The organism is Photorhabdus akhurstii, assembly GCF_018448925.1.
GTDB lineage: Bacteria > Pseudomonadota > Gammaproteobacteria > Enterobacterales > Enterobacteriaceae > Photorhabdus > Photorhabdus akhurstii.
Map to the genome: position 1 here is coordinate 123443 of NZ_RCWE01000010.1, position 22606 is coordinate 146048.

The window sequence follows — 22606 nt, forward strand, 5'->3', positions numbered from 1 at the left end:
TAATCAGCATAGAAAACTTGATTCTCAGATGAAAAGCTGAAAATAATCATAAAAAGGAGAAAAAAGCAGAAAATTAAGGTTGGAAATAAGACAAAAATAGAAAAAACAAACCAAAAAATAACAAAATTAAACAAAGAAATCTAAAATCGCATAATAAAATATTTAATTATGCGATATCAATAAGTTGAAAAAATTTTCTTTCAAAGTAAATCAAGATTTAGCACATCTTTCATATCAAAAAGACCGCTATTTTTACCCCTTAGCCATAAGGCAGCCTTTACAGCGCCATTTGCAAACGTCATCCGACTGGAAGCCTTATGAGTTATCTCTACTCTCTCCCCAATATCGGCAAACATAGCGGTATGCTCACCTACGATATCCCCGGCACGGACAGTCGCAAAACCAATACTTTTCGGATCACGTTCACCGGTATAACCTTCACGGGCATAGACAGCACACGTTTTAAGATCCCGCCCCAAAGCATGAGCAATAGATTCTCCCATTGCTAAAGCTGTTCCTGATGGCGCATCCACTTTATGGCGGTGATGCGCTTCGATAATTTCGATATCGCTATACTCCCCCATCACTTTCGCTGCTTTTTCTAATAACTTAAGTACCAGATTCACACCCACGCTGAAATTCGCAGCAAAAACAATCGGGATATCAGCAGAAGCCTCTTTAATTGTCTGCTTACCAGCCTCATCAAAGCCAGTTGTACCAATCACTATCGCTTTACCGTTCTGGCGACAAATTTCAAGATGAGCCAACGTTCCTTCCGGACGGGTAAAATCGATAAGGACATCAAAATTATCAACAACACTTTTCAGATCATCACAAACAGTCACACCTGTATGACCAATACCCGCTAACTCTCCGGCATCTGCGCCAATCAGAGAAGAACCTGAACGTTCCAAAGCTGCACCAAGAGCCACATTATCTAATTGATAAATAGCCTGAATCAACTGACGTCCCATACGCCCACCAGCGCCAACAATAGCAACACGAATATCTGTATCAGCCATAAGCCCTCACTATGAAGTTAGTCCTTTTCCTGATTAACACGATGATCAGTCAGATGAATGTTTTAGATAAAGAGAATATAAACCTATCGTAATAATTTAGATTATTTATCTAATTTCTTTGACTTCAACACGTAACTCTTTCGGTACTTCAAACACAATATTTTCTTCCCTACCATGTAATTCCCTGACGGAATCAGCCCCAAGATTTTTCAGGCGTTCAATAACTTGCTGAACTAAAATATCCGGTGCCGAAGCGCCAGCGGTTACACCAACCAAGGAGGTACCGGTAATCCACTCTTCTTTAATATCCTCAGCAGAATCTATCAGATAAGCAGGCTTACCAACTCGCTGAGCTAACTCAGCAAGACGATTTGAGTTAGATGAATTCTTCGAACCCACAACCAAGACAATATCCGCATCAGACGCCAAATCCCGCACTGCTTCCTGGCGGTTAGTCGTCGCATAGCAGATATCATCTTTACGAGGACCAACAATGTTTGGGAATCGCGCATTAAGTGCATCAATCACTTCTGAAGTATCATCAACGGATAACGTGGTTTGAGTCATAAAACACAAGTTGTCTTCATCTTTGACTTTCAAATTCCATACATCTTCCGGAGATTCAACCAGATACATTCCACCTTCCGCATTGTTGTACTGACCCATTGTACCTTCAACTTCGGGATGTCCAGCATGACCAATCAGAATAGCTTCTTTACCCTTGCGGCTGGCTCTTGCTACCTCCATATGGACTTTAGTCACTAAAGGACAAGTCGCATCGAACAACATGGTCAAATTGCGAGAACGCGCTTCTGCACGAATAGCCTGTGAAACACCATGTGCCGAAAAAATCAGAATCGCATCATCCGGTACTTCTGAAATTTCTTCAATAAAGATAGCACCCCGCTTGCGCAGGTTATCTACAACATAACGGTTATGCACAACTTCATGACGAACATAGATTGGCGCGCCATATAATTCCAGTGCGCGTTCTACAATACTGATAGCACGGTCAACACCGGCACAAAAACCGCGAGGGTTAGCCAGCAATATCTGCATGGTTTTCCTCCAATTGTGGATCAATTTCCAACACTTCAATTTCAAACGTGACGTTCTGATCAGCTAACGGGTGATTGAAATCAACAGTCACAGATTCTTCTGTTACGGCTTTGACTATACCCGGCATTTCACTGCCATTCATCGCCGTAAATAACATTATAGTGCCAATTTCAGGCATACCCGTTTCAGCAAAATCACGCGGAGTAAAATATTGGATCAGATCGGGATTCGGTTTACCAAATACATTCTCACCAGCCAGAGTAAAACTATGTTTATCTCCCTCTTTTAGCCCAGTAAGCTGCTGTTCCAAAGGTGAGGAAAGGGTTCCATCACCTAAGCGGAATAATGCAGGTTTACCCTGAGTGTAAGTGGAGTCGGCAATAGAGCCATCTTGCAGTTTTAAAGTGAAGTGCAGTAAAACTGCACTATCCTCCTGCACCTGGTTTGACATATTACTTATCCCACTTTAATTGTCTTTTCATCCGGGCTTAAAAAGCTATCAATGATAACCAATCCAGCCCCGATACATATCGCCATATCGGCGATATTAAAAGTTGGAAAGTGCCAATCACCGACATAAAAATCAATAAAATCGATGACAAAACCATGAACCAACCGGTCAAACAGATTACCCAATGCTCCACCAATAATCAGGGCATAAGCGATATTACTCAGTTTCTTCTTTGCACTGGCACGATACATCATCACCGTCAACACAACTGAAATGGCAACGGCAATGAATGCAAAGAACCAACGCTGCCAACCGTCTTTCTCTGCAAGGAAACTGAAAGCCGCCCCAAAATTCTGGGCATAAGTCAGATTAAAATAAGGTATCAGTGGAACGGATTCATACAGATGAAAGTGTTGCAACACTAGCTGTTTACTACCCAGATCCAGAATCAATACCACAACGACTAACCAAAGCCAGCGAAGGCCGGTGGAGCAAATGGGTTTATTCATCAGGCAAACTTACGCTCTTCGCCGTTACCGGCAACATTAGTTACACAGCGGCCACAAAGTTCTGCGTGTTCCGCCACCAATCCCACATCTTTAGCGTAATGCCAGCAACGAGGACATTTTTCGCCATCCGCTTTACGGAAAGCAATTTTCAGGCTACCGATTTCGCTTTGTTGCGCATCTTCACCAGCCTGCTCATAACCTGCAACAACAACCTGAGATGTTAGCAGAACGAAACGCAATTCATCTCCGAGGCTATTGAGTTTGTCCGCCAGTTCATTATCAGCGTACAGCGTCACCGCGGCCTCCAATGAACTACGGATATGTTTGTCTGCGCGTGCCTGCTCCAGCACTTTGTTAACTTCACCACGCACTGCCAGCAAATCAGCCCAGAAATCATCATTCATTGCTTCGCCCGCGGCCAGACCAAACAAACCGTCATACCACTCTTCGGTAAATACATATTGAGCACGTTTGCCAGGCAACTCATTCCAAACTTCATCGGCAGTAAAGGAGAGGATAGGCGCCATCCAGCGAACCAACGCTTCCGCAATATGATACAGCGCAGTCTGACAACTGCGACGCGCCAGACTATCACTCTTAGCGGTGTACTGACGATCTTTAATGATATCGAGATAGAACGATCCCATCTCCACGGAGCAAAATTGCATCATACGCTGAACAACAGTGTGAAAATCATATTCATCGTAGGCTTTTGCAATGCCCGCCTGTGCCGCCTGAGCACGCCCCACAGCCCAACGATCCAGCACAGCCATCTCTTCTGGTTCAACCCTATGTTGTTCAGGATCAAAACCATTCAAGTTTGCCAACAGGAAACGCGCCGTGTTACGGATACGGCGATATGCATCAGCAGAGCGTTTCAAGATCTCATCGGATACCGCAATTTCACCGGTGTAATCGGTAGAAGCAACCCATAGACGCAGAATATCCGCCCCTAATTTATTTATGACATCCTGCGGACTGATGGTGTTACCGATAGATTTAGACATCTTACGGCCCTGACCATCCACAGTGAAACCGTGTGTTAACACCTGACGGTAAGGCGCTTTACCTTTTATTGCCGTTGAGATCATCAGGGAAGACATAAACCAGCCACGGTGCTGATCTGAACCTTCAAGATAGATATCCGCAGCGTTACCTTGGAATTCAGGGCGAGCATCAACCACCGATGCGTGAGTTGATCCCGAATCGAACCATACATCCAACGTATCAAAAATTTTGACATAGTTAGCCGCGTCATCACCTAGCAATTCGGCTGGTTCCAGATCCCACCACGCCTGAATACCGTCAACTTCAACACGTTTTGCCACTTCTTCCATCAATTCAATAGTACGTGGATGAAGCTCTTCTGTCTCTTTATGGACAAAAAGAGACATCGGCGTGCCCCAAGTACGTTGACGTGAAATACACCAATCAGGGCGGTTTTCAACCATTGCCTCAATACGAGCCTGACCCCAGCCCGGAATCCACTGAACGCCTTTGATCTCTTGCAACGACTGTTTACGCAGACCGTTTTGATCCATGCTGACAAACCACTGCGGCGTGGCACGGAAAATGATAGGCGTCTTATGGCGCCAACAACAAGGATAACTGTGCTGTAACTTTTCCAAATGCAACAAAGCATTGTTTTCACTCAGGATATTCAGAACAACATCATTCGCCTTAAAAACAAACAGGCCATCCAGTGAAGGATAAGTACCAGGCAGATAGCAACCATTAGGCCCAACCGGATTTGCAACTTCCAAGCCATATTTCTGACCAAGAACAAAGTCGTCTGGGCCATGACCTGGCGCCGTGTGCACAGCACCGGTACCTGCATCCAGAGTCACATGATCACCTAGCACAACCGGTGACTCAAAATCCATAAACGGATGTTTGAAGCGCAGCAGTTCCAGAGCGGAACCCGCACAATGCCCTAGCACTGTCCACGAAGTTATACCCGCACGCTGCATCACTCTTTCTACCAAATCAGCGGCCAGAATCAGACATTCGCCCTCAATCTGCACTAATTGATAGCTAAATTCAGCATGCAAAGCGATTGCCCGGTTGGCTGGCAACGTCCACGGCGTGGTTGTCCAGATAATCAAAGAGACCGGTTGATCTGGTGCCTGCACACCAAATTTCTCACAAACGGCGGCTGCATCAACTGCCTTAAAACGCACGTCAATCGATGGCGAAGTTTTATCGTAATACTCAACTTCCGCTTCGGCCAATGATGAACCACAATCAGCACACCAGTGAACAGGTTTAGCGCCTTTCAACAAATGACCATTAGCGATAATACGGCTCAATGCGCGAATAATGTTGGCCTCGGTCTTAAAGTCCATCGTCAGATATGGACGTTCCCAGTCACCTAATACACCCAGACGAATAAAGTCTTTCTTCTGACCTTCAATCTGCTCTTTGGCATATTTACGGCATTCGGCACGGAATTCAGCGGCGGAAAATTTTTCCCCGGGTTTACCAATAATCTGCTCAACCTTAAGCTCAATAGGTAAACCGTGACAATCCCAACCAGGAATATATGGCGAATCATATCCCGCCATCCCTTTGGATTTAATAATAATATCTTTGAGAATCTTATTGACTGAGTGACCAATATGAATACTGCCATTCGCGTAAGGAGGGCCGTCATGCAGAATAAATGTTTTTTTACCGGCTTTTGCTTTACGAATTACCTGATACAACTCATCTTTGTACCAACGTTTTAACATATCTGGTTCGCGCTTTGCTAAATCTCCACGCATTGGAAACCCTGTTTCTGGCAGATTCAGGGTGTTTTTATAGTCACTCATTCGATTCTCAATTCCAATTTTCCGCTAGATACATGACACAGATCGCTGTTTAAAAAATTCCCTCGCAGCGACCAAATCATTAGCAATTTGCTGCTTGAGTGCATCAAGGGAAGCAAACCGCTGCTCATTACGCAATTTTTTGCGTAACACCACATCAATATAACGCCCATAGAGATCCATTTGGGTATCAATTAGATGTACTTCAAGTTGTTGACCCTGACCAGAAACTGTTGGGCGTGTACCAATATTGGCAACACCCGGTAAGGGCTGGTCTCCTAAACCATAGACTTCAACAACATAAACACCTTGTACAGGAGCCACTAATCGTTTTAACGGCAAATTCGCTGTTGGAAAACCAATAGTGCTCCCTAGTCGTTTACCGTGAACAACCCGGCCACAAATGCTATATGGATGCCCTAATAATGTTTCGGCTAATACCAAATCATCATTTTGCAATGCTTGACGGATAGCTGTGCTGCTGATCCGCAAACCATTATCACAAAAACTTTCACTGTTGGTCACATCAAAGCCGTATGTTTCACCGGCTCGCTGCAAAAAGGCAAAATCACCACTGCGAGCTTGACCAAAACGAAAGTCATCGCCTACAGCGAGAAACTTAACACCCAATTTTTCCACCAGCAACCGTGAAACAAAAGCTTCTGGCGTATTTGCCGCAAAATTTCTGTCAAATTTCACGCATAATAAATAATCCACGCCACATTGGGCGAGATATTTGGCTTTATCCCTCAATCTCGTCAGACGCGCAGGAGCATTACCCTTAGCAAAAAACTCCAAGGGTTGTGGCTCAAAAATCATGACCATTACTGGTAATCCCAGACGCTGCCCTTCGTGTTTTAAGTGTTTCAGTAGTGCCTGATGACCTCGGTGAACGCCATCAAAATTACCAATCGTCAACACGCAACCGCGGTGACATGTCCGGATATTACGTATACCGCGAATTAGCTCCATAGCTGGCTCAATACCCTGGAAATTGCCAAATTATACCTTGTACAAAGCTCAAGGTTAACCCATCATCATAAGATGATTTAAATCAATAGCCCTGATTCATACAACAAAAACGAGCAGGAATCCCGAAAAATATTCATTTTATTTCTATCTGGACTATTCAATGAGATTTTTATTGTGAAAGACTGTATTCCCACTGAGTAAGCTGATAAAATCCTGCGCCATCACAACGAAACAAGTTGCCGCGGTACAACGGCGCTTATTTGCACAAATCCATTGACAAAAGAAGGTTGAACAGGCATATTCCTCGACCTTTGAATTGTCCTCGATAGAATATATTTGGGAGTTGGACCTTGGCTAATATCAAATCAGCTAAGAAACGCGCCATACAGTCTGAAAAACGTCGTCAGCACAACGCTAGTCGTCGTTCTATGGTGCGTACCTTCATTAAGAAGGTACATGCTGCTATCGCTACTGGCGATAAAGAAGCTGCACAGAAAGCATTTAATGACATGCAACCTATTGTCGATCGTCACGCCTGTAAGGGTCTGATCCACAAAAACAAAGCAGCACGTCATAAATCTAATCTGACGGCTCAAATCAACGCAATGCAATAATTTGCGTTTGGATTACTGAAAAACCGGCCTGCGCCGGTTTTTTTGTGTTTGCAGCTATTATCCATTATTTTTTAAGCGCGTTTCTTAGGCGGCACATTAAACAACGCAGAAAAATCTTTATTACATACCCTTTGAACAGCCGGGTGTTGAATCATTCGTTCAGCAAAAATCACATAATACTCTTCCTGCACCGCATCCAACCGACCAATTTCAGCAATATCATTATCTGCAAAAATATCATTGGTATACAAAGATGGCGCTACAAAAATCGCATTATGATACATACCAAACGCTTTCATTAACGCGGCATCATCAAACTCACCCAATACTTCAACCTGAAGATTTTTATTACGTATCCAAGTCAACAGCTTACGCCCCAACATAGAGCGGCGTCCCGGAACCAATAAGCGACGTTCCTCCAAACATTCCGGGAAAGGTTTTTCCGGGATAGGTTGTCGGCAGAAAAAACTCACATTACATTCACCCAGTTTTACTGAAAATAGCCCTTCCTGCTGGGAAGAATCCACCGGACAATCAGACAATATCATATCGAGTTTGTGCTGGCTGAGTTGTTCCAACAACAATTCATGAGTTGATTCAAAACAACGTAGATGGATCTGTTCATGCTCCACAACCGCTGTTTCCAATACCTGACTAACCAGACGTTTGGACAGTGCATCAGCAACACCAACATCAAATAAAAGGTTAGATTCACGGCTGTAGTTAACGATATCCAACATCTCCTGGCTCAGCATAAACATCTTATCCGCATAGCGGAAGATAAGCTGTCCTAGTTCTGACGGCACCAGACCCCGACCTTGACGTTTGAACAGCTTGCCTCCCAGACGCTCCTCCAGCGCCTTTATCTGTCCGGTTATCGTCTGAGGTGTTAGATAAAGCGCTTCTGCCGCCCCAACCACAGATCCTTCTTTGCAAACATGCCAGAAATAATAGAGATGATTAAAATTCAGATGTGACACCCGCATATATTTTTCCTTGTGTATCGCTTTCGTCTAACAGACTACCTAGCCATACATCTCTAATTTACCGTTTTACGGCGATTTCCTGTTTTCCACTACATAAAATATCCGCGATACCATTTTGTTATTGTACCGCGAGTACAAAAATGAGAGTCAGTTCGGAAATTCTTTCTGAAACTACCGGCTAAATTAATGAATTTACCACAGCTCTGCCATCACTTTTTCTTTGGTAAGACCATTCGTAACAAGCCATAACCCATAAACGCAGCGATGGTTGAACCCATCAGAATGCCAAGACGAGAATAGATACTGAAAGATTCATCTACCCCTTCAAAGGCCAATCCTGAAATAAAGATAGACATAGTAAAACCGATTCCACAAAGAACGGAAACCGCAAATATCTGTTTAAGATTAATCTGCTGTGGCAATTTAGCAAATCCGATCTTAATAGAAATATAGCTAAACAAAAAAATTCCCAATGGCTTACCAATAAACAGAGCCACAGCAATACCTAGCGGTAATATATCGGTCAAACCACTTAACGTAACGCCATTCAGGACGACGCCTGCATTGGCAAAGGCAAATAATGGCAAAATAAGATACGCCACCCAAGGATGCAAACCATGCTCAAGTGATTCAGATGGTGAATGACCATTCCGGCTACGCAGAGGGATCAGAAAACCAACGATAACCCCTGCCAGTGTTGCATGAATACCCGATTTCAGGATGCAAACCCAAAGAATAGCGCCAATAACCATATAAGCCGATATTTTTCCGACACCACGCCAATTCATCCAAACCAGCAAAGCCGTCATTGCTACTGATAATCCAAGCGCCACAAGGGAAACTGTTTTGGTATAAAACAGAGCGATAATCACGATAACGCCCAGATCATCAATAATCGCTAGCGCCAACAAGAAAACCTTGAGTTCTGTTGGTACTCGTTTAGACAATAGCGCCATCACACCCAGGGCAAAAGCAATATCGGTTGCCGCAGGAATAGCCCACCCCTGACGGGTAAACTCATCATTGCCATTAAATAGCAGATATATTAGTGCCGGAGCGACCATACCACCTATCGCCGCTATCACCGGAAATACTGCCTTATCACGCCCAGCCAAAGAACCTTCCAGAAGTTCCCGTTTGACTTCCAGACCAACAATCAAAAAGAAGACCGCCATTAAGCCATCATTAATCCACAACAATAAAGGCTTATTGATCTCCAGTGCAGCGAATTGCATTACCACTGGAAGATTAAGAAATTGCTGATAAATACCCTGTAATGGTGAATTTGCCATCATCAGCGCAATAATGGCAGCGATGATAAGAAGGAGCCCTCCAGCCGCTTCTAATTTCAGGAATTGACGAATAATTGCTGTCACGATGATTAACCTCTGAAATTGATCGGACTTAAATGGTACTCTAGCGATGGTTTCGAAAAAAATCGATTTTATAACCAGAATAATTCGCTATAACCGATCTATTGATGATCTACATCTCAATAAAATAGATTATCAATCAGAGGAAATCGTTAAATGGAGAGGCCCTATTTATCTTACATTAGCACCAATTTCCCGCATCTTAGCCAAAATGCGGTTTAAATCATCTTCTGATAGTGTTAACTGTGTTGCTATATAGAACAGAATATGCGGAGAAACAACGCGTGGCATTTTCCCACCCGTGTATTTTCTCCATTGGTTGTTGCCGGAAACTCCCGCTAAATCGGCCATTTGTTCTCCTGTGAAACCTAATTCTTGTTTGAGCTTAATGAGATCTTCTGTAGTAAGAGGAGAATAATTGCCGATCAGTCGCATAAGTATTCCAGAAAAAAGCCCCTTAACGGGGCCAATTAATTAAATGAATTTGAGCAATAGAGTTGTGATGGTAGCTACCGCACCAATAAGACCAGAAGCGACAACAATCGGATACCATGTAGCCTCACGATTTATCTTTGTCGTTTCTGCCATTAATTTTGCTATTTCAGCGTGGATTTTTTCGAGTTCAGAAGTAGTCATTTCAGTAATGCTTATCGTTCTTCCTTTTTAGGGATGCCAGGCTGCGGCCATTCCACTACCTTACATTATTACACGATAAAAAGTAGCCCTTTTGAAGCTAAATTGTCAATGTCAATCGATTAATTTTTCATCTAAAAACATTAGTGTTCAATATGATTTCATATTATGCAATATATATTTCTTTCAGAATTTATATAACCAGATAATTTCTAAACGTTCGACAGATAAGATAAAATAAGACAATAATAACGAGAAAACAGCACAAATAATTAATTTAAACTCTGAGAGGAGAAATCATATTAAGAGGATATCTTCCAAGTTTAACGAGCAATTAATAAGAGGAAAATCATGAAAAAACAATTTCCAAATAACTTCCTTTGGGGAGGCACGCTGGCTACAAATCAGGTTGAAGGAGACTATCAATATAGATGGGAAAGGGTTATCAACCTCAGATATGCAACCCCACAGAGTCATTGGTCACAGCATAGAACGCAATTTAAATGATGCCTATAATTTACTCACACAAATTACTTCAGTTTATAATTCTCAACTCAAACAAAAAGTCCTCATTTAAGCAAGGACTTTTTACCAGTAATTCGAGCTTTATTTAGCAATCCAGCTCTATATATGTGGAGATATTGACTGTTACTTGGTCAAATCATCAAAGAATTTCTTTACGCCATCGAAGAAACTTTTAGAGCGTGGGCTATTCGTTTCTTCGCCAGTACCGCCGAAAGATTCACCCAATTCGCGCAGTAATTCTTTCTGTCTTTCATTCAATTTAACCGGCGTTTCTACCACTACCCGGCACAGTAAATCACCCTGAACACCACCACGGACAGATTTAACGCCTTTGCCTTTCATGCGGAACATTTTACCTGTCTGAGTTTCGGCAGGTATTTTCAGTTTCACACGGCCATCAAGGGTTGGAACTTCGATTTCTCCGCCCAGTGCCGCCATTGCAAAGTTAACCGGCACCTCACAATAGAGATTACTTTCTTGACGCTCAAAAATATGGTGCGATTTCACCTGTACCTGAACATACAGATCACCTGCCGGTGCGCCTTTTGCTCCTGCTTCACCCTCACCACTCAAACGAATGCGATCGCCGGTATCAACACCCGCCGGGATCTTAACAGACAGGGTTTTGTATCTTTCAACTCGCCCATGTCCATGACATTTATGGCAAGAATCCTTAATGATCTGACCACGGCCATGACAGTGTGGACAAGGTTGCTGAACGGTGAAAAACCCCTGACGCATGTGAACCTGACCAGCACCTTTACAGGTTGAGCAGGTTACAGGGCTGGTTCCTGCTTTAGCACCGCTGCCATGACAGGTATCACAGGTTTCCAATGTCGGGATGCGGATCTCTTTGGTCACACCACGAACCGCTTCTTCCAACGTCAACTCCATGCTGTAACGCAAATCAGCCCCGCGACTTGGACGCTGCTGACGACGACCACCGCCGAAGATATCACCGAAAACATCACCAAAGATATCACTAAAATCAGCGCCGCCGCCGCTACCCATGCCACCCTGTTCAAAAGCAGCATGACCATATTGGTCATAAGCAGCTCGTTTCTGATCATCCGTCAGAATTTCATAGGCTTCTTTAACTTCTTTGAATTTGCTTTCCGCATCTTTATCGCCCTGATTACGATCAGGGTGATATTTCATTGCCAGCCGCTTATAGGCTTTTTTAATCTCTTTTTCGTCCGCTGTTTTGGAAACACCCAAAACTTCGTAACAGTCTCTCTTTGCCATCTCTTATTTTACCCTTAACATACGCGCACGGGCGCAGAGTTCCCTCAACGCCCGTGCCGGTTAATCAGCAACAATTGTCATAACTGTCGCCGCGCCCGCTAAGGGCAATTATTTTTTATCTTTAACTTCTTCGAATTCAGCGTCTACAACGTCGTCATCTTTCTTCGCACTGTCGCCAGCGTCTGCGGTCGCACCAGCTTGAGCCTGCTGCTGGGCAATTTCCAACAACTTAGCGGAAGCCTGAACCAAAGCCTGAATTTTCGCTTCGATATCCGCTTTATCTTCGCCTTTAGCAACTTTTTCCAACTCAGCCACAGCGCTTTCAATCGCGGTTTTATCTTCTGCCGGCAGTTTGTCACCAGCTTCTTCTACTTGCTTACGCGTGCCGTGAACCAGTTGATCTGCCTGGTTACGGACCTGTACCAACTCTTCAAACTTACGATCAGATTCCGCGTTCGCTTCTGCATCACGAACCATCCGTTGAATTTCTTCTTCATTCAAACCGGAAGAAGCCTTAATAGTGATCTGCTGTTCGCGACCACTATTTTTGTCTTTAGCAGACACATGCAGAATACCATCAGCATCGATATCAAAAGTCACTTCAATCTGAGGCATGCCACGAGGAGCTGCCTGAATACCATCCAAATTGAACTGGCCCAGAGATTTGTTATCACCGGCACGTTTACGCTCACCCTGCAACACATGGATAGTTACCGCAGACTGATTGTCTTCTGCCGTAGAGAACACCTGGCTGTGTTTGGTTGGGATCGTGGTGTTTTTCGCAATGAGGGAAGTCATTACGCCACCCATTGTTTCGATACCCAGAGACAATGGTGTAACATCCAGCAACAATACATCTTTCACATCACCGGCCAAAACACCGCCCTGTACCGCAGCACCCATTGCCACCGCTTCGTCAGGGTTCACATCTTTACGTGGCTCTTTACCGAAGAAGTCAGCGACGACTTTCTGTACCATTGGCATACGGGTCTGACCACCCACCAGAATGACATCGTTCACATCAGAAACTGACAGGCCAGCATCTTGCAATGCAACTCGTACAGGCTCCATAGAACGTTTAACCAGATCTTCTACCAGTGATTCCAGTTTCGCACGGGTCACTTTGATGTTCATGTGCTTAGGACCGGTTGCATCTGCGGTGATATATGGCAGGTTAACATCGGTCTGCTGTGCAGAAGAGAGTTCAATTTTTGCTTTCTCTGCTGCTTCTTTCAGACGTTGCATTGCCAGTGGGTCATTACGCAGATCAATGCCCTGATCCTTCTTAAATTCGTCAACCAGATAGTTGATCATACGGCTGTCGAAGTCTTCACCGCCCAAGTGAGTATCACCATTGGTCGCCAGCACTTCATAGGTTTTTTCGCCGTCAACTTCATCGATTTCGATAATAGAGATATCGAAAGTACCACCACCGAGGTCATAAACCGCAATAGTACGGTTACCCACTTCTCTATCCAAACCATAAGCCAGCGCGGCGGCCGTTGGTTCGTTGATAATGCGTTTTACTTCCAAACCTGCGATACGGCCCGCATCTTTGGTCGCCTGACGCTGAGCATCGTTAAAATATGCAGGTACAGTAATTACCGCTTCAGTAACTGGCTCACCCAGATAATCTTCCGCTGTTTTCTTCATTTTCTTCAAAACTTCAGCAGAAACCTGAGGAGGAGCCATTTTCTGGTCTTTCACTTCCAGCCATGCGTCGCCATTATCTGCCGCAATAATTTTGTATGGCATGATAGCTACGTCGCGTTGCGCTTCTTCGTCTTGGAAACGACGTCCAATCAGACGCTTAATAGCAAACAACGTATTTTGCGGGTTAGTAACAGCCTGACGTTTAGCCGGTTGACCAACCAGAGTTTCACCATCCTGGGTATAAGCAATGATGGAAGGGGTTGTGCGATCACCTTCGCTGTTTTCCAGCACACGAGCTGTCGTGCCATCCATAATAGCTACACAAGAGTTGGTAGTTCCCAGGTCGATACCAATAATTTTACCCATCTAAACGCCTCCAAAGAAATTCGTAATCAGTCAAGTTGCTAATCAATATGAGGATAACTTTCTGCTTTTCAATGGCACCCATTTTTATGCCTCTACGCGATTCCTCACCTTTGCTTATATATACCGGCTGTATAGGACAGCGATTAGCAACTGCGGTTGATTATAAGATGGGGTCGTTAAAACTATCATCAAGGGGGGATGTGAAAAAAAACCTTTTTATTATTTCAAAGGTCATTGTTTCCTTGCTGACAGATCATTATGATTCGCCACCTTTGCTATTTTTGACTTTTATGATTTTTTTTCAGAGGACTTATGAGCGCGAATCAATTGGCTAATCCCGGCCCCTTAGGTTTGATGGGCTTCGGCATGACAACCATTCTTCTGAATCTGCATAACGCAGGTTTCTTTCCACTGGCATCCGTTATCCTGAGTATGGGCATTTTCTACGGCGGCCTGGCCCAAGTACTGGCAGGACTTTTTGAATATAAGAAAGGCAATACCTTTGCCGCAACCGCTTTCACCTCTTATGGGTTATTTTGGCTCAGCCTGGTCGGGTTGCTGTTTCTACCTAAAATGGGACTGGCAGAAGCCACCAGCAGCCAATATTTAGCCGTATATCTTGGCCTGTGGGGTGTGTTTACCCTGTTTATGTTCTTTGGCACCTTCAAGGCTAACCGCATGCTACAGTTTATCTTTGGCGGCCTGACGCTGTTGTTCGCTTTGTTAGCGATTGGCAACTTTACCGGAAATACCACTCTTCTGACGATTGCCGGTTATGAAGGGATAATCTGTGGCGCCAGCGCAATTTATCTGGCAATGGCGGAAGTGCTGAATGAACAGTATGGACGCACTATTCTGCCCATTGGCGAGATAAAAGCGTAATAAACCAAGGGTTGGAAGAAGGAAATTTTTCCCCCTCTTCCAGTCCGTTATGAGCGTATTGCTACCCTATTTTTTCCAATGTTCAGTGCTGATTGAAGCCGCTTGAAGTTTAATAAGCATTGTGGATTTCGAATTGATAGCAAGTATGGTGCTTATAGCGTTGGTTAGGACGAAGTATGCAGCTCTCTTGCTCCCATTCAGGATGATTGGGAGAATCCGGTAAAAATTGTGGCTCAAATGCCATGCCCGCATAGTTCTCATATCGCCCACCATCACGGTTAAGCTCTCCACCTAACCAATTGCCTGTATAAAACTGCACAGCCGGTTTTGTGGTGAAGATTTTCATTGTGATTACCTCATCGGGGGAAGTAATTGAAATTGCATAATCCGAATTCAAACGAGCGGCTTGCAACCAAAATGAATGATCATACCCATTCACAATCTGTTGCTGTTTATCCAGCATAAAGTGACTGTTAATTACTTTAGGTTTTCGAAAATCAAAACCCGTATTATTAACCGAAGCCAGTTGGCCCAACGGAATACCATTTTCATCGATCGGTAAATAGTCATCGCTTTTCACCTCTAGGCGATGCGATAAACATGTTTTTCCAGAATCGGCCCCTAACAAATTAAAATAAGCATGATTAGTCAAATTAATGGGCGTCGCAACATCTGTATGGGCTAAATAATCCACGATTATCTGATTATCATTGGTTAATACATAACGAACAGTCACAACGACATTACCAGGAAAACCCTGATCACCATCTGGTGACTGTAATGTAAAACTCACTGAATAGGCATCTCTTGCAGTGATTGTCCAACGCCGCTTATCAAAACCCTCAATCCCACCATGCAAACAATTTCCCGCCTGATTGACCTGTAATTGATAAGTTTTACCATCAAGATTAAAACACCCATTGGCAATACGATTGGCGTATCGCCCCACGGTAGCGCCTAAATAGCTGGTCTGTTTATAAAAGTCTTGTAAGGTGGCAACACCTAGTAAAACTTCTCTTTTCTCCCTATTTAAAGGTACACGGCAACTCAGCCACGAAGCGCCAATATCCATTAGCACGATGGAAAAACCCGAAGCATTGGAAAGGCAGACAAGATTTGCTTTTTTTCCATCCAAAGCAATATGTTGTGTCATTGAAGCATTCAATAATTCAAAGTAAGCATCTGCCATTTTATTACCTACCGTGTTTCAACCAAACTTGCACCGTCCGAAGCCTGACACACATAAATGGTCTCTTTCAGACCTATCAACGCAAAATAGTGTTGCTCTACCGCGCGTTTAACCACATCAACCAAAGTTTGGGGGACTAAAACCACCACACAGCCACCAAATCCACCACCGGTCATTCTCACTCCCCCCTGTTTACCAATGGCTTGCGTCACAATATCAACCAAGGTATCGATTTCAGGTACGGTAATTTCAAAATCATCACGCATTGACTGATGTGATTGCGCCATAAGTTCCGCGATTAATGACATATCACCCTCCGCTAATGCTTTTGCTGCCAGAAGTGTACGTTCATTTTCTGTAATTACATGGCGAGCACGTTTAGCCACTATGCTATCAAGCTCAACACTCCGTTTTTCAAATTCATCTAATGTCACATCCCGCAAAGCTTTAACCCCAAATAATGCCGCTGCTTGTTCGCATTGATCCCGGCGGATATTATATTCACTGCCAACCAATTCCCGATTCTTATTTGAATTAATAATCATAACTGTAATATCTTTCGGCATAGATACGGTTTGCGTGGTTAAATCGCGGCAATCAATTAATAACGCATGTTCCTTCTTACCTTGCGCGGAAATTAATTGATCCATAATGCCACAATGGCAACCGACAAATTCATTTTCAGCTTGCTGCCCATTTAACGCTATTTCCGTTTGGCTAATAGCTAAATGATAAAGTGTTTTTATCGTTTCACCAATCACTGTTTCCAGTGCAGCCGATGAACTTAACCCCGCCCCTTGTGGCACATTACCCGTTACCACAATATCTGCCCCGTTAAATATATATCCACGACTAAGCAAGCATTTTACAACACCGCGAATATAATTGGCCCACATTTTATTTTCGTCAAATTTAATAGGCTGGCTAATATCAAACTCATCTAATTGATTGCCGTAATCAACCGAAACAACACGAATAATATTATCTTCCCGCTTTGCCGCCGCAACCACAATTTGGTAATTAATAGCACATGGCAATACAAAGCCATCATTATAATCAGTGTGCTCTCCAATCAAATTAACCCGACCTGGTGCTTGAATAATATGTGTTGGCATATAATGAAATACCAAATCAAAAACATCTTTAACACAATTAATTAAAGTTTCCATCATTTCATTCTCAAATAAGATATTAACTGAACGATACTTCTCATGAAATATCCTGCCAGATAATTAACATTATTGCGCTTTATAATGTACATCACTCACCGCACGTAAAAATTTAGCCGCCTGTTCTGCGGTTAAATCACGTTGTGTTTCAGCAAACATTTCATAGCCCACCATAAATTTTCGCACAGTAGCCGATCGCAATAATGGCGGATAGAAAAGTGCATGCAGTTGCCAATGTTCAACATCAGTACCTTGGTCAAAAAACGGTGCAAAATGCCAACCCATTGAATAAGGAAAAGAGCTATGAAATAAGTTGTCATAACGACTGGTAAGCTTTTTAAGCGCGACCGCCAAATCATCGCGTTGTTCATCCGTTAATTCATTCATACGACGAACATGAACTTTAGGTAACAACATGGTTTCATAGGGCCATGCTGCCCAATAAGGCACAACCGCTAACCAATGAGTTGTATCGATTACAACCCGTTCACCATCAACTAATTCAGCCTGAACATAATCCACCAATAAATTGGAACCCTGTTCCTGGTAATAAGCACGCAGTTGTTTATCTTTACGCTCAATTTCGTTTGGCAGAAAACTATTCGCCCAGATTTGCCCGTGAGGATGAGGCTGAGAACAGCCCATTGCTTCACCCTTATTTTCAAAAACCTGAACCCAAAGATATTCTTTACCCAATGTTTCAATGTGTTCATTCCAGGTATCAATTAATTGACGAATTTGTTCAACCGGCAATTCAGGTAACGTTTTACTGTGATCCGGAGAAAAACAGATTACACGACTTAATCCTCGTACTCCTTGTATTTTAAACAATGAGTGAGACGATTGAGGCACATCAGGTGAATCTGGTATTAAAGCCGAAAAATCATTATTAAAAACAAAGGTTCCTTGATAAGCAGGATTTTTATCACCGGAAATACGCGTGTTTAATGGGCAAAGAAAACATTGCTCATCATAACTTGGAATATCGTCTATCAATGATTTCTCATCCTGCCCATGCCACGGCCGCTTTACCCGATGGGGAGAGACCAAAACCCATTGCCCGGTTAGCGGATTATAACGACGGTGGGGATGTTCAGCAGGATTGAATACAATCTTGGACATAACAGTCTCTACCTCATTTATATTTTCCAATACCGATTGTGAAAATCTTTATTCACACTCAGGCTGAACACAGTTTAACAACGAGCATTAATACTAATCTGAGATACCAATCACGTAAATGTAAACAATTACACAAGAAGCTTAGATATAAACCTAAAAGACAGATTAAGGTGTTCAACTTCGACATATTCTGCAAACATGAGTTAAAGTCACAGTAAATTTACTTAATCTATTAATTAAAACAAATTATTAAGAATTAAGATAAATTACAAATACGATATTTAATAACAATTTTGTGATTCTGATTACATCTCCACCAAATGGTAACGTTTACAATTCAATATCAAATAAACTAACCAGGAAAAGAAACATGTCCACTATAGAACACGGTTTAAGCTTGGTAGATATATTGGTATTTATGTTCTATGTCGCCATTATCATCAGTGTGGGGCTCTGGGTATCCAGGGATAAAAAAGGCTTGGACAAAAGCACTGAAGATTACTTCCTGGCAGGTAAATCCTTGCCCTGGTGGACAATAGGCGCCTCACTGATCGCGGCAAATATTTCTGCCGAGCAATTTATTGGCATGTCTGGCTCCGGTTATTCCATTGGTTTAGCAATAGCTTCTTATGAATGGATGGCGGCAATTACATTAATCATCGTAGGTAAATATTTCTTACCTATCTTCATTGAGAAAGGCATTTATACTATCCCAGAATTTGTGGAACAACGGTTTAATAAAAATTTAAAAGCCATTCTGGCAGTGTTCTGGATCTCACTCTATATTTTCGTCAATCTGACCTCTGTGCTTTATTTGGGTGGCTTAGCACTGGAAACCATTCTGAATATTCCATTGATCTATTCCATTATTGGGCTTGCAATATTTTCCTTGGTTTATTCTATTTACGGCGGCCTCTCGGCTATCGTTTGGACCGATGTTATTCAAGTCTTTTTCCTAATATTAGGGGGATTGCTCACAACACTTATTGCCGTCAGCTATATTGGCGGCAGTGAAGGCATAATGGCGGGATTTGCCAAAATGGTTGATGCAGCACCAAGACACTTTGAAATGATTTTGGATAAAAGTAATCCTCAATTCATAAACTTGCCTGGTATTGCTGTACTGATTGGCGGTTTATGGGTTGCTAACCTCTATTATTGGGGCTTCAACCAATACATTATTCAACGTACCCTTGCTGCCAAGTCAGTGCAGGAAGCACAGAAAGGAATTGTTTTTGCCGCTTTTCTGAAACTTATTCTGCCTTTCCTGGTTGTTGTGCCGGGCATTGCCGCTTATGTGATCACAACCTCCCCTGAATTAATGGCAGGTTTAGGCGACCTTGCGCTAAATAACGTGCCTGATGCAACGCATGCAGACAAAGCTTATCCGTGGTTAACCCAATTTCTACCTGTCGGTTTCAAAGGTATCGTATTTGCCGCATTAGCAGCCGCTATCGTTTCATCATTAGCGTCGATGCTAAATTCGACCGCCACCATTTTCACTATGGACATTTACAGGGAATATATTGCACCTGATTCAAGCGACCACAAACTGGTTAATGTTGGCCGTATTTCTGCCACTATTGCCCTGATTATCGCCTGTTTTGTTGCGCCAATGCTTGGCGGTATTAACCAAGCATTCCAATATATTCAAGAATATACTGGTCTTGTCAGCCCCGGTATTTTAGCCGTATTCTTACTTGGGTTATTCTGGAAAAAGACGTCCAGTAAAGGGGCGATAATTGGTGTGGTTTTATCGATCCCCTTTGCCTTATTTCTGAAATTTATGCCGTTTGCAATGCCATTTATGGATCAAATGCTCTACACATTACTCTTTACACTGGTCGTTATTGCATTCACGAGTTTAAGTACATCGGCTAATGACGACGATCCTAAAGGCATTGTATTGGTTTCATCTATGTTTGCTACGGACCGCAGTTTTAATATTGCATCTTATGCCATTATGATCATTCTGGCTGTATTGTACGTTGTTTTCTGGTAGTCAATCTCCCACCAATTGAGACTACCGCAAAAAAGTGAAGTGAGTCCCTTAAATCCAACTTCTAGTGTTCACTTCAACTTTTTAAGCGGCATAGAAATGAAAAAGCCTCTCATATGCGAGGATTGACACGTTACTAACAGTTAATTTACATAGATATGATAGATATTCGCCCCTGTATCAAGCAGCTAATACAGGGGGGATACTATGTATTTATATTGTATTATCGATATCAATATCTTGCTCAATTATTCCAACTTCAACTTTTGGTCCTAAACGTTGTTTCATTGAGTTATAAATACCAGAATCTTTATCGTGACTTTTAAAAGTTAAGACAAATGATACCTCTTGTTCTGATAGTTCATGGTGTGATGACATATCAAACTGATATAAATCACGGGTAAAAATTCGAGCATAGAGTCTTAACTTCGTATTATCAACGGATACTCCTGAAAAAGATTTGCCATGATGTCTTATCGGGCTCCATTTAGCTAACTCTTGGCGAGACTGAAGTTCTTTTTCTTTAGATTCCTTCATAGTACCAAGAAGATTTTTTACTTTACCGTCGTTACTAATGCTCTGCAAAGAGCACTGTAGCCTAGTAGCAAAATAATTTTCGCCGCCCAGTTCAGAAACCAAGGGTTTTAATATTGCTGTTAATATTATTTCTCCTTTAATTTTTCCATCTTTCAACATTTCAGTAGGTAGAAAAATATCATTCCAATAATATGCAAATCCTGCACGAATTTTACTATTCCAAGCGAGAGTAACTGTCCCTTCATCACAATACCAAGGAAGGTTATTACCTTCTTTCCAAGGTGATCCCCAACCTAGACGCAAATCATGTACACACCTCTCAGCTTTATTTATTAACAATGCTCTAACTAAATCAGGAGTAGGTTCTTTTAGATTTTTAAACACATGGGCTGCTATTGATGAAATAAGAGGTGTACTGTAACTAGTTCCAGTATCTATTACCCCACCAATCATTCGTAACGTTGAAAACCAATAGTTCTGGCTTTTTCATTCCTGCTGGAGCAGGCCCTCGCAAGCTCATCGAGCAAGGTGTAGTTGCCATACCATTTTCATCCGCACATCGTCCCGCTATAGTTAAAGCAGATTCACAATCGGCAGGGGGACACAATCTTATACTATTTGATCTACTTACATTACCGATTGAAATAATTGGTAATATGTTAAACTCACGGGCAATTCTATTAACTTCATGCCCTAAATAACTAATTTCCTCATTCGAATAATATGGCTCACTCTCATTAAATGAAAGATTCCATATCTGAGATACCCCATTTGTCTCATTGGCAACATCTCTAAGATAGTTAATAAATTGTTCGGTTGTTGGTTGGATAGCGACTCCTTTTTTATTAATTGCTTGAACGCTAATAAACTTGCACTCCAACTCAGGTAAAGCGAGATTATTATTCCACGCAGATCCTTGGCAAATTACTGAAGTAACCTTATTACCATGCTTTAAATCTGCATCATGCTGATCTACTAATGGAGTAATACTCATTACATTAAAAGGTAAATAAGAAACAGCAGAGCAACCACCATCAACAATTACTACTGTTGGGATATTTTTCAAGTTAGATAAATTAGGTATTGGTTCTTTACCGCTACCTGGTGGCACTGATTTTACTGAAACATGATGCACCGGCTCAATTCTATAAACAATACCAGAGCTAATTAACTTATTAAAATTCTCTAAACTATTCATTACTGTGGTAAATGATAATATTCCGTCGATTAAATACTCATCCAACTTTCTTGGAAAATATCTATTTCCCTTTTTTTGTATTTCTTCATTTTTAAAAACATTATCAAATTTAGAATGACCAAAACCAATAATCTTTTGATTAGCAAACTCTTCAAGTTCTTTCTTCAGGGCAAGATCACGAATGTTTTTTAGCCAAAAATAAAATAGGTTGCTTCAAATAAAGCACTGTGATCTTATACTCTCTTTTGAGAGTGAAAACCTATATCATGTGCCTTGAGAACTTTACCCTTCA

Annotated in this window: 20 protein-coding genes and 1 pseudogene; 4 read left to right on the top strand and 17 right to left on the bottom strand. The window is 42.4% G+C overall.

Annotated elements, in window-relative coordinates; all coding sequences use genetic code 11:
- Positions 1-200: 200 nt before the first annotated feature.
- From dapB to ribF, 6 genes are all read right to left on the bottom strand, one after another.
- Entirely contained in the window at positions 201-1022 is an 822-nt protein-coding gene (gene dapB / locus EAE93_RS13165; protein ID WP_214039841.1) for a 4-hydroxy-tetrahydrodipicolinate reductase, read from the bottom strand.
- A 105-nt stretch (positions 1023-1127) separates the two neighbouring features.
- The gene (gene ispH, locus EAE93_RS13170; protein WP_214039842.1) at positions 1128-2081 is read right to left on the bottom strand and encodes a 4-hydroxy-3-methylbut-2-enyl diphosphate reductase; all 954 of its coding nucleotides are present in this window, start codon (positions 2079-2081) and stop codon (positions 1128-1130) included.
- On the bottom strand, positions 2062-2532 hold the full coding sequence (gene fkpB / locus EAE93_RS13175) for an FKBP-type peptidyl-prolyl cis-trans isomerase (protein WP_214039843.1): 471 nt from the start codon (positions 2530-2532) through the stop codon (positions 2062-2064). Before fkpB ends, ispH begins: the two co-directional genes overlap by 20 nt.
- A gap of 5 nt (positions 2533-2537) precedes the next feature.
- Positions 2538-3041, bottom strand: coding sequence for a signal peptidase II (gene lspA / locus EAE93_RS13180; RefSeq protein ID WP_065392087.1), 504 nt, complete (start codon positions 3039-3041; stop codon positions 2538-2540).
- Positions 3041-5854 carry an isoleucine--tRNA ligase gene (gene ileS, locus EAE93_RS13185; protein ID WP_214039844.1) on the bottom strand — a complete coding sequence of 938 codons (2814 nt, stop codon included), beginning with the start codon at positions 5852-5854 and terminating at the stop codon, positions 3041-3043. The genes lspA and ileS overlap by 1 nt, the downstream gene beginning before the upstream one ends.
- Positions 5855-5878: 24 nt before the next feature.
- The gene (gene ribF / locus EAE93_RS13190; RefSeq protein ID WP_036812253.1) at positions 5879-6823 is read right to left on the bottom strand and encodes a bifunctional riboflavin kinase/FAD synthetase; all 945 of its coding nucleotides are present in this window, start codon (positions 6821-6823) and stop codon (positions 5879-5881) included.
- A gap of 350 nt (positions 6824-7173) precedes the next feature.
- Between ribF and rpsT the strand changes: the two genes are divergently transcribed.
- Positions 7174-7437, top strand: a complete 264-nt coding sequence (gene rpsT, locus EAE93_RS13195) for a 30S ribosomal protein S20 (protein ID WP_105398585.1) — start codon at positions 7174-7176, stop codon at positions 7435-7437.
- Between the two features lie 71 nt (positions 7438-7508).
- On the opposite strand, the gene nhaR is transcribed toward rpsT, so the two are convergent.
- From nhaR to EAE93_RS13215, 4 genes are all read right to left on the bottom strand, one after another.
- Positions 7509-8423 carry a transcriptional activator NhaR gene (gene nhaR / locus EAE93_RS13200; RefSeq protein WP_040151823.1) on the bottom strand — a complete coding sequence of 305 codons (915 nt, stop codon included), beginning with the start codon at positions 8421-8423 and terminating at the stop codon, positions 7509-7511.
- A gap of 209 nt (positions 8424-8632) precedes the next feature.
- Positions 8633-9799 (bottom strand): Na+/H+ antiporter NhaA, encoded by a 1167-nt coding sequence (nhaA, locus tag EAE93_RS13205; RefSeq protein WP_105398583.1) that lies wholly within the window; start codon positions 9797-9799, stop codon positions 8633-8635.
- Positions 9800-9967: 168 nt separating this feature from the next.
- On the bottom strand, positions 9968-10231 hold the full coding sequence (locus tag EAE93_RS13210; protein WP_040151826.1) for a helix-turn-helix domain-containing protein: 264 nt from the start codon (positions 10229-10231) through the stop codon (positions 9968-9970).
- A gap of 39 nt (positions 10232-10270) precedes the next feature.
- Positions 10271-10432 carry a hypothetical protein gene (locus EAE93_RS13215; protein WP_162835238.1) on the bottom strand — a complete coding sequence of 54 codons (162 nt, stop codon included), beginning with the start codon at positions 10430-10432 and terminating at the stop codon, positions 10271-10273.
- A gap of 348 nt (positions 10433-10780) precedes the next feature.
- On the opposite strand from EAE93_RS13215, the pseudogene EAE93_RS24590 reads away from it, so the two are divergent.
- Positions 10781-10940, top strand: a pseudogene (locus EAE93_RS24590) (family 1 glycosylhydrolase); the annotation flags it as partial.
- Positions 10941-11077: 137 nt separating this feature from the next.
- Here EAE93_RS24590 and dnaJ read toward each other — a convergent pair.
- Positions 11078-12199: a molecular chaperone DnaJ gene (gene dnaJ / locus EAE93_RS13220; RefSeq protein WP_036812261.1), complete on the bottom strand. Its 1122-nt coding sequence runs from the start codon at positions 12197-12199 to the stop codon at positions 11078-11080.
- 108 nt (positions 12200-12307) lie between these two features.
- The gene (gene dnaK, locus EAE93_RS13225; RefSeq protein WP_036777027.1) at positions 12308-14218 is read right to left on the bottom strand and encodes a molecular chaperone DnaK; all 1911 of its coding nucleotides are present in this window, start codon (positions 14216-14218) and stop codon (positions 12308-12310) included.
- Positions 14219-14530: 312 nt separating this feature from the next.
- On the opposite strand from dnaK, the gene satP reads away from it, so the two are divergent.
- Positions 14531-15100: an acetate uptake transporter gene (gene satP / locus EAE93_RS13230; protein WP_036812267.1), complete on the top strand. Its 570-nt coding sequence runs from the start codon at positions 14531-14533 to the stop codon at positions 15098-15100.
- Between the two features lie 109 nt (positions 15101-15209).
- Here satP and galM read toward each other — a convergent pair whose 3' ends face one another.
- From galM to EAE93_RS13245, 3 genes are all read right to left on the bottom strand, one after another.
- Positions 15210-16289: a galactose-1-epimerase gene (gene galM, locus EAE93_RS13235; protein WP_036812269.1), complete on the bottom strand. Its 1080-nt coding sequence runs from the start codon at positions 16287-16289 to the stop codon at positions 15210-15212.
- 8 nt (positions 16290-16297) lie between these two features.
- The gene (gene galK / locus EAE93_RS13240; protein WP_214039853.1) at positions 16298-17458 is read right to left on the bottom strand and encodes a galactokinase; all 1161 of its coding nucleotides are present in this window, start codon (positions 17456-17458) and stop codon (positions 16298-16300) included.
- 69 nt (positions 17459-17527) lie between these two features.
- Complete coding sequence (locus EAE93_RS13245; RefSeq protein ID WP_214039845.1) at positions 17528-18580, bottom strand: UDP-glucose--hexose-1-phosphate uridylyltransferase; 1053 nt, start codon at positions 18578-18580, stop codon at positions 17528-17530.
- Between the two features lie 370 nt (positions 18581-18950).
- Between EAE93_RS13245 and EAE93_RS13250 the strand changes: the two genes are divergently transcribed.
- Positions 18951-20582, top strand: coding sequence for a sodium/sugar symporter (locus tag EAE93_RS13250; RefSeq protein WP_214039846.1), 1632 nt, complete (start codon positions 18951-18953; stop codon positions 20580-20582).
- A 210-nt stretch (positions 20583-20792) separates the two neighbouring features.
- On the opposite strand, the gene EAE93_RS13255 is transcribed toward EAE93_RS13250, so the two are convergent.
- Together EAE93_RS13255 and EAE93_RS13260 are read right to left on the bottom strand one after the other, a co-directional pair.
- Positions 20793-21569 carry a S8 family serine peptidase gene (locus EAE93_RS13255; protein WP_214039847.1) on the bottom strand — a complete coding sequence of 259 codons (777 nt, stop codon included), beginning with the start codon at positions 21567-21569 and terminating at the stop codon, positions 20793-20795.
- Complete coding sequence (locus EAE93_RS13260) at positions 21538-22359, bottom strand: S8/S53 family peptidase (RefSeq protein WP_214039848.1); 822 nt, start codon at positions 22357-22359, stop codon at positions 21538-21540. The genes EAE93_RS13255 and EAE93_RS13260 overlap by 32 nt, the downstream gene beginning before the upstream one ends.
- Positions 22360-22606: the final 247 nt, after the last annotated feature.

What these genes read in the sequence shown, in the direction of transcription:
- dapB (WP_214039841.1), bottom strand. Translation starts at nt 1,022, where the DNA reads ATGGCTGATACAGATATTCGTGTTGCTATTGTTGGCGCTGGTGGGCGT.
- ispH (WP_214039842.1), bottom strand. Translation starts at nt 2,081, where the DNA reads ATGCAGATATTGCTGGCTAACCCTCGCGGTTTTTGTGCCGGTGTTGAC.
- fkpB (WP_214039843.1), bottom strand. Translation starts at nt 2,532, where the DNA reads ATGTCAAACCAGGTGCAGGAGGATAGTGCAGTTTTACTGCACTTCACT.
- lspA (WP_065392087.1), bottom strand. Translation starts at nt 3,041, where the DNA reads ATGAATAAACCCATTTGCTCCACCGGCCTTCGCTGGCTTTGGTTAGTC.
- ileS (WP_214039844.1), bottom strand. Translation starts at nt 5,854, where the DNA reads ATGAGTGACTATAAAAACACCCTGAATCTGCCAGAAACAGGGTTTCCA.
- ribF (WP_036812253.1), bottom strand. Translation starts at nt 6,823, where the DNA reads ATGGAGCTAATTCGCGGTATACGTAATATCCGGACATGTCACCGCGGT.
- nhaR (WP_040151823.1), bottom strand. Translation starts at nt 8,423, where the DNA reads ATGCGGGTGTCACATCTGAATTTTAATCATCTCTATTATTTCTGGCAT.
- EAE93_RS13210 (WP_040151826.1), bottom strand. Translation starts at nt 10,231, where the DNA reads ATGCGACTGATCGGCAATTATTCTCCTCTTACTACAGAAGATCTCATT.
- EAE93_RS13215 (WP_162835238.1), bottom strand. Translation starts at nt 10,432, where the DNA reads ATGACTACTTCTGAACTCGAAAAAATCCACGCTGAAATAGCAAAATTA.
- dnaJ (WP_036812261.1), bottom strand. Translation starts at nt 12,199, where the DNA reads ATGGCAAAGAGAGACTGTTACGAAGTTTTGGGTGTTTCCAAAACAGCG.
- dnaK (WP_036777027.1), bottom strand. Translation starts at nt 14,218, where the DNA reads ATGGGTAAAATTATTGGTATCGACCTGGGAACTACCAACTCTTGTGTA.
- satP (WP_036812267.1), top strand. Translation starts at nt 14,531, where the DNA reads ATGAGCGCGAATCAATTGGCTAATCCCGGCCCCTTAGGTTTGATGGGC.
- galM (WP_036812269.1), bottom strand. Translation starts at nt 16,289, where the DNA reads ATGGCAGATGCTTACTTTGAATTATTGAATGCTTCAATGACACAACAT.
- galK (WP_214039853.1), bottom strand. Translation starts at nt 17,458, where the DNA reads ATGGAAACTTTAATTAATTGTGTTAAAGATGTTTTTGATTTGGTATTT.
- EAE93_RS13245 (WP_214039845.1), bottom strand. Translation starts at nt 18,580, where the DNA reads ATGTCCAAGATTGTATTCAATCCTGCTGAACATCCCCACCGTCGTTAT.
- EAE93_RS13250 (WP_214039846.1), top strand. Translation starts at nt 18,951, where the DNA reads ATGTCCACTATAGAACACGGTTTAAGCTTGGTAGATATATTGGTATTT.
- EAE93_RS13255 (WP_214039847.1), bottom strand. Translation starts at nt 21,569, where the DNA reads ATGATTGGTGGGGTAATAGATACTGGAACTAGTTACAGTACACCTCTT.